Here is a 13,006-nt window from a genome sequence, read left to right as displayed (position 1 = left end):
GTAAATCAACTGTTGGTTAAGTCAGAAAAGTTATATATTGTCATAGTTAAAAATACGTCGGCCAGAAATTTTAAACAACACGGTGCGAGATACTTTAAGTGAATGAATCGAATTTATTATATGCAGCAATTGAGCTCCAGCGGTTAGGGCAAAACGCTGAGGCTAAAAATACTTATTTAGAAATATTAAATAAATTACCCAATTCAGAGCTTGCCCTTAATAATATAGGTGCACTTGAGGCCACGCTCGGCAACTACGAGGATGCATGCAAATACTTTGAAAAACTTGTTAATCTATTTCCCACGAAGATCAACGCATTAATAAATTATGCGTCTGCATTAGAGTTATGCGATAACTTTAACGATGCTATAGAAGCCTACAGTAGAGTATTGGAGATTGATCCTGATAATTTTAAATCACTACTTCGTTTAGGAGCCTTATTCAAGAGGCTTGGAAGAATCACCGAGGCCCAACAAATTTATAAAAAAGTATTAGCTTTAGATCCCGAAAATTTAGAGGCATTAAATAATTTAGGAAATTTACTGCGCGATATAGGCATGATAGATGATGCGTTGAGCTACTTGACCAAGGCGGCTAATACTCATGGTGGCAATGAGACTATCTACAACAATATAGCAACGATTTACTCTGACATTGAGTGCTACGAAAAGGCCCTAAAATTCTACGATCTGGCATTAGCTAAAAATCCCAGCCACATTCTTGCTTTAAATGGCAAAGGAAATGTTCTGAGAGAATTAGGCAAACTAGAAAAAGCAATAACTTATTTTCAAACGGCAGCTGCTGTTGATCCCTGCTCTCTGATTTCTCAAAGCAATCTTGCGGGCGCCTGTATTGCGAGCAAAAAAAACGATGATGAAAAAATATTTGAGGCTAAAAGAGCCATTAATACGTACCTGAATAATATAAAAAAAGAAAAATCTCTCTCCATGTCTTTTTTTGCATTAAAACATCACCTGGGTCAGGCAAAATATTTGGAGCTAAATGGAATAGAAGTTCCTGGAAGTAAAAGTTTTATCAATAGTGCCGAAGTGCTTATAAATAATTTCAATTCGGACGAAAGCTTAATATTTCTAGACGAATCTTGTTATCAAAAAATGAGAGAATATTTTGGAGCGTATCTTGTCTATGAAACACCCAAGGATGTTATTTATGGCCTCAACCCAAACAACGATTGGAAAAAAATAGAGGAAGAATACTTTGACTCTAAAGAAACTGTTGCAATAGACAACTTTTTATCTGCGGAGGCATTGGATGCCCTGTATAAGTTTTGCTTGATTTCTAAGGTATGGATAAGAGAGTATCCCAAATGCTATTTAGGGGCATTCGGATATCAAGGCTTTATAAGTAGATTGCATTTAAAGATTGCTAGAGAGCTATCAGAATGCCTGCCGAGAGTTTTTCAAGACTATCTGCTAAGTCATTTATGGGCTTTTAAGTATGACAGTAAATTAGGGGCTGGAATCAATGTGCATGCCGATCCTGCAAAAGTAAATGTTAATTTTTGGCTAACCCCGGACGAATTTAACCTAGAAAAAGATCGAGGCGGTCTAATTGTTTATAGTAGAAGGGCAAATGAGGATTGGAATTTTGATGCCTACAACAATGATCAGAAAAAGATCTACGAATATTTGTCTGAAGGGGATCAGAGCCAAATAAATATCCCATATAAAAGAAACCGATGTGTTCTTTTTAACTCTATCTTATTTCACGAAACGGATAAGATTGACTTTTGCGATGTTTATGAGGGACGACGTATAAACATGACATATTTATTCGGACAAAAGTAACCAGTATTTTCTGTGCCACCATATTTAAGTGGTGCAATTTAGTGAAAAGAGTCACTAATATCCTTGTATCAGTGTTTCGATGGAGCCCCGGGCCACCAAGAATGACTAAAACCACCTTCGGGTGGTTTTTTCATTTATATTGAAATAAATATTATTGAGTAACGACGGGATAAAAATAATCTTGAAAAAGCTGATATTAATAATCAGTACAGCCGCCATTTTGATGGGTTGTCAAACCGCGCCTCAACTTGTGTCGGCGCTTAATAATCCTGGCGGAGATGTTACTTTAACTTTTGAGCGCCAACGAAGTGTTGATTTGGCTGCCAGGGATGCCCAAGTATTATTGGATGGTCTTGAGGTCTGCGCCATTCCTAATGGTGATAAATGCCAGCTAAACACAACGGCCGGCAAACACACCTTGAAAGTAAATATTCCATATACAGCAGGCATGTTTTCTCATGCCTATCTATTTGAGAGCGGAAAGACCTATCAATTTAAGATTTTCCCAAAAAATGCGACTGCTGATTATGTAAGTGCTGGCCTCTGGGCTTTTGTGCCGGGCGATTTAATTATTGGTGCCGCAGCGGGTAGGCAGGCAAATAGCGCCAAAGACAGCGAGTTAAAAAAAGATAGCGGAGATATAGATGATGGGATGCTAACCATGAGTCTTATCAATAATTAACTATCCTCGGCCCTGGTCGATTCCGCCCCGGGCCAACAAGAATCTCAATAGCCCACTTGTTGGGCTATTTTCTTTTGGACTGAGGAAAAAGATTCCGTAGATTGGGATGATTTGGATACACTAACATCATCTTCTTAAACTCAATAGGCAGTAGATAATCAAAGCGCATAAGTTATTCATTGTTTGCCTTGCGGTTCTCTTAAGCTCTTGCCTCAAGGCCCCGCCTGTCGAGCAAACTGATGCCGGCATTCAGGGCGATAGGTTTTGGACTTTAGATTTCTTTCATTTTTACAAGGGCAGACAAACCCATACTGAAACCACAAAGTTTGTTAACAGAAGAGACTGTTTTGATGCCTTGTATCAAATGCAAGTCGACTCCAAGCAGCAGGGCGGTCATAGTGGGGCTGGAATTTGCACAAAGCGTTTCGTGGAAGGACAAAAGCGAACTCAGGACGATTTATTGGGCTATCGGTAAGGCAGTCGAACTAGAGTCATGAATCCTCAGTCCTGGCTCATTCCGGCGGAGGAAGCCAAGAATTCTCAATAGCCCCACTTGCCGGCTCATTTTTTACATATTAGCTATATAAAAGATATAATTTGTATCAATAATATTTAACAAGCTTATCTTGTGAAAATAAGTCAAATTTATATAACTGATAGCGAAGACGAAGAGCTTCCCGCCTATGCTCACATGGCAGTATCGTCAGTGGTGAGTGCAATCCCACATACTGATCATAAAATTTATAGAAAAGAAGAGCTAAGGCAGTGGATAGCGGGCGAGTATGGGACTTCAATGCTTTTAGCGTTTGATAAGTTGGTTCCTTATGCCTTTAAAGCTGATTTAGCTCGATATCTTTTGTTGTATAAGCATGGCGGCTGGTACTTTGACATCACAATAAGAGTTATTAACGGAGTTGATGTTCAGGATCCAGTAGACATGATTACTTTCCTTGATCTACCTCAATATAGTGGTGTATCTTTTGCCTGTAACAATGCAATTATTTTTTCTAAGCCAAAAAATAAGATTTTAGAATCTGCCATTGACTTGGCTCACAGTAATATTAAAAATGATTACTATGGTCCAAATTGCCTTTATCCAACGGGCCCAGCATGTCTGGGTCGTTCTGTTGCAATGCTTCAAGATAACTTCAACGTCCTTACCGGAACTTTGATGGATCTAACGCCAGGCTTTGCAGACAAGAATCGTGGTTTTGTATTCAATGATGGAACATTATTCGCCCTCCATAAACCTGGAAGCAGAGGTGGCGACATGGCCTATTTGGGGGCAAAAGGCACAAATAATTATGGACTTCTCTATGAGCAGAGAAAAATATATAACGAAGCTATTGATATTGAAGGTAAGTAAAGCCATCTTCAGACTTTAGCCTCCAACCCTAAAGCTGAACGCTCCGCATCTGCTGGTGAGTTTGTGTATACGTCGAATCAAGCAGAGGGCGTGACATAAATCAAAATGGGTAATAAACCAGCGAGCCCAACAGTTTTAATTGCCCCTGCAAGTAGGCCGACAAAAGATGTGACTTCTTTACAAATGACTAATCTTGATGTGCTACAAATAGCTACAAAGGCATTTTGATTTTTGTCTGCTGGCTGGCATTCTGGAATTTCTAAAGCGGTCTCGAGCGCGATTAAAAAATACTTTTATCGAACATCGATGTGTTGATTTATATTTTGACCCAATTAGGATCTAGTAAATAGGGCAGTAGAAGGTGTCATGTTACATTGATGTACATTAAAAACTATATACATCATGTGGGTAAATGAATAAAAGTAGGGCTATCCCCAAATGTGCCACTGCAAATCTACTCCATGGCGTAAGTAGTATAGATTTGCTTAATACAATATGAAAAAATTTAATATATGCTTAATTAAGCCAGATAACTATATCCACTCGGATGCTTTTTTAGAGCTGGGCGAACTCATTTACTTCTCTTTAAAAGAGATCGGCTTTGAGGTGGCACTTCAGTTTAATCAAATCGAGTCTAGCGCCAAGAACATCATTATTGGATGCCACTTGCTAGATCCAAGCTTAATCAAACAGATTCCCCCATCCTCTATTATTCTCAACACAGAACAAATTCATCAAGACACGTCAGATTGGAATAAAAATATATTTGCCTGGGTAACAAATTTTGAGGTTTGGGACTACAGCACTAGAAATATTGAGAAATTAAATGAAATAGGGATTGATAAAGTAAGGCACTTCAAAATTGGATTTCAACAAGAGCTTGTAAGGCTCGATAATTCCCAAGATAAAGATGTTGATATTTTATTTTATGGATCTATAAACCAAAGAAGGCGGGGCATACTAGAGGCCCTCGCAGCAAAAGGCTTAAAGATAAAGACCTTATTTGGTGTATATGGTAAAGAGAGGGATCAGTGGATCCAGAGATCAAAATTAGTTCTTAATCACCATTTTTATATGTCGCAAATTTTTGAGATTGTACGAGTGTTTTATTTGCTAACTAATTCTATTGCTGTTGTTGGAGAAGTTAATCCGAGCTCCTCAATTAACTCTATGTGTTTTGAGGGGATTTATCCGGCAAGATACGATAATTTGGTTTCCCAATGCGTGGAGGTGGTCCGAAACGAAGCCCTTCGACTGTGTATTCAAAAAAAGCACTTGCTTCTATATCTAAATATCCACAAAAATTATTTACTCAAGAAATTCTTGATTTGTAGTTCATTGGTCGACTCCTCAATTGGATCAAAATAACCCCTCTGATTCAGCCTTTTAGATCGCCCCATCAAAATTTTTGGATACGCTTTGGCTAGGTGGGGTTAACCTTGTTCGGTGGGGAGAAAAATTGCGGCCGATCAAAGCATTGATAATTCTTGTGTCGGTAGCTCGATTTTGTACCGGGCCACCATTAACTTCAATAGCCCACGTGATGGGAAATTTTCTCGTTTTGCTCAGTCAGTCCGCAATAAGATCGCCGTCATAGTTTCATGCTCTAATGCCAATCAATATGATTACTGTCGTTATTGCTTCCTATAGGTATGGACATCTTGCTGCCCATTGCATCGAGTCCTTGCTATCTCAAACCACCCCACCTGCAAGAATTCTATTTGTGGATGATGGAGGGTTTGATTGCAATCATTTGCCAAGTCTATACCCTGATATTGAATATGTGCTGAGAGATGAAAACTTGGGGGTTGTAGATAACTTTCAAGACATGCTCTCCAAAGTAAATACTGAATATGTTTTATTTATAGGGGCTGACAATTGGTTGCGCTCGGATGCGATTGAGTTGCTTTCTAAGGCCAGCGCCGATATTGTTACTTACGACGTTATTGTTACTGGCGAGTTAAAGGAGGACATCCTAATGCGATTACCCATCCAAGCGTTTCCTCATCAGGGCGATTTGTATTGGAATCGCCAGGAACAGCATCACGGGTCGATGATGTACCGCACGGCTCTCGGACAAAAAATTGGATACAAAAAGAGGCATGAGGACGGCGCCCATCCTCAAGAAGATTGGAATCTATGGGACAAGATGCTCGAACATGGTGCTAAAGTAGCCAGTCTTAAAGAAGGGCTATTATTTTATAGAAGACATCGAGAAAATTTTTTGAAATACTCCCATGAAGCTTTGCAATCAAAGAATTTAGCAGCAAACTTTGCAATCGAAGATATCTAGAATCAAACACCTACGACCCTGGCCCATAAGAAATAAAAGCCCACCTAAGTGGGTTTTTTATTTAGCTTTAGGCGGCTTTTAGGAGCCCGCAGCCGGCGCAGATGGAGCATTTTGCTGGCGAATGAAGATGGCGTCACCAATCTCGCTCTATTTGGTATTTGAGATACCCCAGATGTTGCGGCCTATTTTGATTGAACAAACCCCAATCAATCTGTCTGGCTTGGGAATAGCAATGTTTGCCACTACCATTCCAGCAGTAGCGGTATTACTTGTTCTGTATGGTCTAGATACTCTGCTGAAAGAGCATTCATTGGCTTGAATTTTTTAAGTTTGATGCCGACCTTTTTATTGTCGGACCAGCATCACTAATAGACTCAGAAATCCTTGTTGTTACTGAGAGCTTTTCTGTACTAAAAATTGATACATTGATATAAATGTATGTGGATTTTCTTCTTCATAGGTTTGCCAGTTTTTAAGATTAGTAGCCGCCGGATCATCTGGAAAGCGCATTTTGTAAGAACGGATAGTTGACTTATCAAGATCAAACCCCAAAAATTTTAGTTGGCGTGTCTCCAAAAATTCAGCAATCACATCTAATTGCATCCGATGTTCTTGAACATGAAAAATTAAATCACGACAAGCGCTCGTGCTAAAGAAGTCAGCGCCGCCCGTTGCGTATTTAAAGTCTTCAGAGTTCTTTAGTCCTAGCAAATAATGGCGATAATTTCGAATATCTTGTAATGAAGATCCAATAGCATCCCGATTAATCATATTTCTTACTCTAGCAATATCTTTTCTAGCAAGCTCACTATAGAAGCCAAGTCGCATTAATCCGTTTGGCCTTAACACTGAAATTAGCGCATCCCAGCCATCGTAAGGCTTATCTAAATGGTGTAACACTCCAGCTGACTCAATAAGGTCAAACATTTTGCCAATAGAGGCCAGTCTCAGAATGTCAGCCTGAGCATACTCTATTGATTTAATTCCCATTTCTATAGTTTTTCTTTTTGCATACGCAAGGCTAGCCATGCTTAAATCTACCGCAAGGATACTTGCGCCCCTAATAAGCTGTGAACAAGCTATCGGATGTTCCCCGGTTCCACAGCCTGCAACAAGAACTTCAAGATTTCTATCGTCTTTTAGTGGAGAAAAATTTGCCAAAGGAAATTTTTTAGAAACAAAATTGTTAATGTAGCTTCCATTGAATGTAGCCGGGAGACGAATCCAACGGGGGTAGGGATTTTCTTCATACTGACTCTGAACTGCTAGCGAGGTAAGATTATTTATCCCTGTCAAAGTCGGGATATGTGGCCTTAATCCAAGCTCCTCCAGGGGCTCTCTAATCTGCTGTTTTAAAACCAACATTACATCGGGTGAAAATGTTTTCCTAAGAAGCACATCGCAATTTTCAATGGAGGAGAGGGGAAAGTAGCATGCAACACAGAGTAGCAACGAGGCAGGAATATTTTTTTGCTCAATAAGTCTATTGACCAAGCGATCTCGTGCGGATTTTGCTATCTCAATCTCTTCGGGGGTTTGGTAATAAATATATTCATTAATAAAACATTGATGAGCAAGTGCACAATAGAAAAATTCTTCATCCCCAAGAGAATTTTTTTGCTCGAGGGAGGCAGTATTTTTTAAAAACTTGTAACGCAAATTAGTGAAGTAACGCTCTAATTCCCTGTCGGCAATTGGGCCAGAAGTTAAGATTGCATTTAGCAAAGAAAAAGATGCCCAATTTTTTTCAGGAATACTTATTTCACTAGTGTCCTTATATCCACTGGCCTCAAATTGATAAAGTGATTTTTGAAAACTCTTTTCTAGCTTTAGAAGTTGGCCTGAAAAGCAACCTAAATCGGAGGGCCTTCCCCAGGGCTCTAGAAGCGCTGCAGTTACCATGCTAGATAGCGTGGAATCCCAATGGGTGGGACTAACCTTCTTAAGCGACTCTACAAATAGGTTTTTGGCCTCGATGGTTGGCTGTATCTGCAGTAGATGTGAGGTGATTTCAAGCGCCGATGCGGCATCGTTACCTTCTAAAAGAATAACGCCAAGATTAAAGTAAGCGCTGACATAATCTTGCTTAATTGCAATTGCATTTCGGTAGCTGATCTCGGCCTCCGAGAATCTTTCTAGCTCTTGCAATAAGGTACCGAGGTTATAGTGGGCCTCTGCGAAAATTGTTTTAAGTGAGATAGCTTTTTTATAGGACTCCTCGGCATCCTCAAATCTTTTCAGTTTTTGCAGGGCAATTCCAAGATTGCTATGAGCTTCAGCATATTGCGGGTTTATTGCTATAGCTTTTTTATAGTGAGCAATAGATTCGTGATATTGCTCTAATTCTCGCTTTATATTTCCCAGGCCGTTAAAGGCTTCCGCATAATCTGGCCGAAGGGTTAAGGCATTTATATAGCTAAACTCAGCATCCTCAAGTTTCCCCAACTCTTGCAGGGTATGGCCTAAATTGAGATGTGCTTCTACAAACTCAGGGCTGAGGTTGATAGAGTTCCTATAACCAAGTTCAGCATCATCCAGTCTGCCAAGATCTTTAAATGTGTTGCTAAGGTTGTAAAGTGCTTCTGGATCGCTCGGATCAAGGCTAACAACCCTTTCGTTGGCTAACAGCGCACCTGAAAGATTTCCTGTCATCCTGAGAAGGGCCCCTAGAACCTTCCAGGCAAATTGATTCTTTGGGTACTGCTCAGTGATCGAAACAGCCAATTCATAGGCATATTCAAACCGTCTATTTTGGTAATGATCTAGCAGAGCAGTTAAATCTGACTGAGGGGGGGCTTGAGTATGCATTGAAACGGGAATATTGTTGATAAACAATGTTATCACTAGCCTTAGGGCTTAGAGGGCTATATTGCCTAATAACTTACTCGCTGACCTAAAAAGAATTCACATGAATCCTTCAATTTAAGGGCTAGACTCTAAGGCAAAGACAGTATGCAATTATTAAAAGGCCTTCTTATCTCCATTCTGGGCATCCATATTTTGTAAACTGTAGTGGACTATGAATTCTAAAGAAAATGACCGACTACTTGAATTGGCAGAACATTACTTTCGAGATAATAATTATCCATTTGCTAATGAAATACTGAATAAAGTTATTGAGCTTGATTTTAATAACTCAAAAGCAAATGAGCTACTTGCCTATATCGAGTCAAATCAGGGGAATAAAGATGTAGCTCACACACTCTTACAAAGAGCCTGTCAGAGCGAAGGGCCATCAGCGGCTGCGCTGTATTACCTAGGCGACTCTTTTTTAGAAAAAAGACAATTTAAAGAGGCGAAATATTATTTCACTGAGGCTCTAAATCGGGCCGGAAACTTTTTTGAAGGGCTTCATGATCTAGGAACTGCATGCGCCAGCTTGGGCGAAAAAGAAAATGCCCTAATTTGGTATCAAAAAGCACTCGATTTGAGAGGGGATTCCTATGAGCTTTTTTACAATATCGGGAAAATTTTTGATCAATTAAAAAATCATGAAAAAGCAATCGATGCCTATGATTCTGCAATTAGACTGAAGCCAGATTTTTCTGAAGCATTATTTAACAAGGCATGTGCATTAAATGATTTAAAGCGGTACACCGAGGCAATTGATGTCTTTGGGCAATTGGTCAAGATGTATCCGGAAACTGTAGGTGAGTGGGACTATGGCGGCATGCTCTCTTCCATAACTAGAGCATGTAGCTGGTCTGATTTAAAAAGATACGAAGATAATATTATTAAATTAAAAAACTTTAATAAAAATGTTAATCCGTTTGTCTTTTTGGCGCTCAATGACGATGCTGTGCTTCATAAAAAAGCCGCAATGAATTTTAGTGAAGTTAATTTCCCTCCTAAAAATAACCTTGGGCCCATATTCAGTGGGGACAAAAATAGTCAAATTCGAATTGGCTATTTTTCGGCCGACCTACACAATCATGCAACTACATACCTTATTGCAGAGATGCTCGAATTACATAACAAAGACGATTTCGAAATTCATGCGTTCTCATATGGCCCCAATGTTCATGATGAAATGCGTCAACGTTGCATGGACGCCGTGGACAATTTTCATGATGTCCGAAATCTTTCAGATTCTGAGGTTGTAGAGCTTGCGCGAGAGCTCCAGATTGATATTGCCATTGACCTCAAGGGGTTTACTCAGGACGGTCGCATGGACATCTTTGCATTGAGAGCCGCCCCAATTCAAGTAAGCTACTTGGGATATCCTGGAACCACTGGCGCAGAGTATATGGATTATGTTATTGCTGATCCAACTTTAATTCCAGATGCAAGTCAATCTTTCTATACTGAAAAAATTGCATATTTACCCAATAGTTATCAAGTCAATGATTCAAGGCGAGCGATAGCCAGTAAAGTATTTTCTAAGGCTGAATTGGGATTGCCTGAAAGTGGATTTATTTTTTGTTGCTTTAATGCAAATTACAAAATAACACCAACAACATTTGATACTTGGTGTGATATTTTGAAAAAAGTAGACGATAGCGTTCTTTGGTTGTTTGAAGATAATCTAGAGGCTAAAGAAAATCTCATCAAAGAAGCATCCGTAAGAGGAATAGATAATAGGCGATTAATTTTTTCTGGCCGCGTAGAGCATTCAGAGCATTTGGCACGCCAACGTCTTGCAGATTTATTTCTAGATACCTTTCCCTATACAGCTCATACTACAGCTAGCGATGCCTTGTGGGTCGGATTGCCAATTTTGACAATGGTAGGAAAGTCTTTTGCAAGTAGGGTATCAGCAAGTCTTCTCACTGCAATTGATCTCCCAGAGCTTATTACTGAAACCCCTGCGCAGTACGAAGATCTCGCAATTGAGCTTGCCAAAAATCCTGAAAAATTAAACAAACTAAGAGCGAAACTTGAGGCTAATCGATTATTAAAACCCTTATTTAATAGCAAGCTATTTACGAGACATATTGAGTCGGCTTATAGCGAGATGTATCGGCGATATCTAGATGGTTTGCCTCCAGAGCACATCTTTATAAAGAATTAGCAGGTATATTCGGGCCATTTATTGCTATTTGTATTTAAAGTAACTCAATACCAAAGTTTTTTGTCACAAAGGCAAACAAAGCAAAACAGAGGATGGTGCAAGCGATAGATGCGCCCATCGTTAACCAAAAACCTAACTTAGGCAATAAATAGGGAAATAATAAAAACATCGGTAGGGTTGGGAGCACATACCAAAATGTGTAATAGGCATGATTAGCAATCTTCTCTTCACCTTGGTTTTCGATATAGAGCCAAAACAAGGTTAGCAGGGTCATCAGAGGGAGGGCGCCGATTAAACCGCCCAAGCGATCGCTGCGCTTGGCTACTTCAGAGGCCAGCACTACCATTCCGGCCGTTAGCAGATACTTCGTCATAATCCAAACCATTTGAACCCCGCTGCAAAGTAGGGCTTAGTTTAAGTCAAGATAGTCTTTCACCAGCAGCAGGTGCTAATTAGGTATATAAAGAACGCTAACTATATATTTTCGGATGCGTATGACTTTTTGGTTGTGGTGCGAGCTGGCACTTTTTTCTCTAGTTTCCCCTTTCGCTTTGATGCTCTTGCACTCCGCAATTTGGTTCATTCCATTGTTGTGGGCAGCCGGGCTCCTTTGCTTCTGGTATCTGCATCATCAAAGCATCAGCTTGAAAACGCTTTGGGGCTGGCATGCGGTAAATAAATCATCCTTGCTGAGAATTTTTTATCGCTTCATACCATTGGCCATCATGATTGCTGCAGTGATGGTGAGCTTTATGCCTGAGTCAATATTTAGTTTGTATCGACGCGATGCTGGCCTGTGGTTGCTGGTAATGATTCTGTATCCCGTTTTATCGGTTGTACCCCAAGAAATAATCTATCGCGCTTTTATGTATGAGCGCTATCGGCCATTGTTTGTGCATGGGCGATATTGGGTAATCGCCAGCGCCATCGCATTTGGAATGGCCCATCTTTTTTTGCATAATGTACTTGCCCCAGCGATGTCTCTGATTGGTGGTCTATTATTTGCTAGCACCTATTCGCGATCTCGGTCTTTGGCCTTAGTTTGTATAGAGCACGCCCTCTATGGAAATTTTATTTTCACACTTGGACTGGGGCAATATTTTTATCATGGCACGGTAATGCACTCATAAAGTAAGATTTGGAAAAGATGAAAAGGAGTCTCTCATGCCATTTGTCAGAATCGACTTAAGTAAAAAATATCCTGATGGAGTTGCTCAACAGGTGGGTGACATCATTTTTCAGGCGATGCGCGAGCATATCAATGTGCCCGAAGACGATAAATTTCAGGTGATTACCAAACACGACACAAATGAATTAGTCATCCCTAAAAGCTATTTGGGGATTGAGTATTCAGAGGGCATCATCTTTATTCAGGTGACGCTCAATGAAGGCAGAAGCACTGAGATGAAGCAGCAGTTTTATAAAGCGATCAATGAAGCTTTGGTGGCCAAGCTTAAGCTAAGACCCCAAGATATTGTGATTAACTTAGTTGAGGTCAATAAAGAAAACTGGTCTTTTGGTAATGGTGCTATGCAATACGCACCCAAAGACTAATTAAGGAACAGTCTTTACTAACTTGTCATAAAACATTCAACAATATGACACAAAGATACCGCATAGTGTTTGCAGAAGTTCTTGATTAATCACTGTGGGGGATGACGATGAATAAATTTGCTTACTTATTGGTTGCGGTAATTGCTTTCTTTGCTGGAGCTGTCAGTGCATCGGTTTTAAACGGCGACGATATTGCGCCTTCCAAGAATAAAGTGCTCTCTTATATCGAAGCAGGTCATTTGCAATGGCAGGCTCATTAATTAGGCATTCTCCTATTTGCTAAAGCCGCCTT

Annotated in this window: 12 protein-coding genes; 10 read left to right on the top strand and 2 right to left on the bottom strand. The window is 40.0% G+C overall.

Annotation, left to right across the window (positions count from 1 at the left end):
- Window positions 1-98 precede the first annotated feature (98 nt).
- The 6 genes from ICU98_RS08725 (at window position 99) to ICU98_RS08700 (ending at window position 6,468) form a co-directional block, all read left to right on the top strand.
- Window positions 99-1,808, top strand: coding sequence for a lipopolysaccharide assembly protein LapB (locus tag ICU98_RS08725; protein ID WP_215352152.1), 1,710 nt, complete (start codon window positions 99-101; stop codon window positions 1,806-1,808).
- A 181-nt stretch (window positions 1,809-1,989) separates the two neighbouring features.
- Window positions 1,990-2,490: a hypothetical protein gene (locus ICU98_RS08720; RefSeq protein ID WP_215352151.1), complete on the top strand. Its 501-nt coding sequence runs from the start codon at window positions 1,990-1,992 to the stop codon at window positions 2,488-2,490.
- 628 nt (window positions 2,491-3,118) lie between these two features.
- Window positions 3,119-3,856 (top strand): glycosyltransferase family 32 protein, encoded by a 738-nt coding sequence (locus ICU98_RS08715; RefSeq protein WP_215352150.1) that lies wholly within the window; start codon window positions 3,119-3,121, stop codon window positions 3,854-3,856.
- Window positions 3,857-4,351: 495 nt separating this feature from the next.
- Window positions 4,352-5,224, top strand: a complete 873-nt coding sequence (locus tag ICU98_RS08710) for a hypothetical protein (RefSeq protein ID WP_215352149.1) — start codon at window positions 4,352-4,354, stop codon at window positions 5,222-5,224.
- A gap of 253 nt (window positions 5,225-5,477) precedes the next feature.
- On the top strand, window positions 5,478-6,149 hold the full coding sequence (locus tag ICU98_RS08705) for a glycosyltransferase (protein WP_215352148.1): 672 nt from the start codon (window positions 5,478-5,480) through the stop codon (window positions 6,147-6,149).
- Window positions 6,150-6,276: 127 nt separating this feature from the next.
- Complete coding sequence (locus ICU98_RS08700; RefSeq protein ID WP_215352147.1) at window positions 6,277-6,468, top strand: hypothetical protein; 192 nt, start codon at window positions 6,277-6,279, stop codon at window positions 6,466-6,468.
- Window positions 6,469-6,539: 71 nt separating this feature from the next.
- On the opposite strand, the gene ICU98_RS08695 is transcribed toward ICU98_RS08700, so the two are convergent.
- Complete coding sequence (locus tag ICU98_RS08695; RefSeq protein WP_215352146.1) at window positions 6,540-8,957, bottom strand: class I SAM-dependent methyltransferase; 2,418 nt, start codon at window positions 8,955-8,957, stop codon at window positions 6,540-6,542.
- A gap of 211 nt (window positions 8,958-9,168) precedes the next feature.
- Here ICU98_RS08695 and ICU98_RS08690 point away from each other — a divergent pair, with 211 nt between their 5' ends.
- Window positions 9,169-11,160, top strand: coding sequence for a tetratricopeptide repeat protein (locus ICU98_RS08690; RefSeq protein ID WP_215352145.1), 1,992 nt, complete (start codon window positions 9,169-9,171; stop codon window positions 11,158-11,160).
- 34 nt (window positions 11,161-11,194) lie between these two features.
- On the opposite strand, the gene ICU98_RS08685 is transcribed toward ICU98_RS08690, so the two are convergent.
- A complete protein-coding gene (locus tag ICU98_RS08685; RefSeq protein WP_215352143.1) occupies window positions 11,195-11,545 on the bottom strand; it encodes a DUF3147 family protein in 351 nt (116 codons plus the stop codon).
- Between the two features lie 109 nt (window positions 11,546-11,654).
- Between ICU98_RS08685 and ICU98_RS08680 the strand changes: the two genes are divergently transcribed.
- The 3 genes from ICU98_RS08680 to ICU98_RS08670 all read left to right on the top strand — a co-directional run bounded on the left by ICU98_RS08680 (window position 11,655) and on the right by ICU98_RS08670 (window position 12,974).
- Entirely contained in the window at window positions 11,655-12,290 is a 636-nt protein-coding gene (locus ICU98_RS08680) for a type II CAAX prenyl endopeptidase Rce1 family protein (protein ID WP_215352142.1), read from the top strand.
- A gap of 34 nt (window positions 12,291-12,324) precedes the next feature.
- Window positions 12,325-12,714: a tautomerase family protein gene (locus tag ICU98_RS08675; protein WP_215352141.1), complete on the top strand. Its 390-nt coding sequence runs from the start codon at window positions 12,325-12,327 to the stop codon at window positions 12,712-12,714.
- A gap of 107 nt (window positions 12,715-12,821) precedes the next feature.
- Window positions 12,822-12,974, top strand: a complete 153-nt coding sequence (locus ICU98_RS08670; RefSeq protein WP_215336577.1) for a hypothetical protein — start codon at window positions 12,822-12,824, stop codon at window positions 12,972-12,974.
- Window positions 12,975-13,006: the final 32 nt, after the last annotated feature.

Source organism: Polynucleobacter sp. MWH-P3-07-1, from assembly GCF_018687555.1.
GTDB lineage: Bacteria > Pseudomonadota > Gammaproteobacteria > Burkholderiales > Burkholderiaceae > Polynucleobacter.
This window is presented reverse-complemented; position numbering and strand designations above follow the sequence as displayed.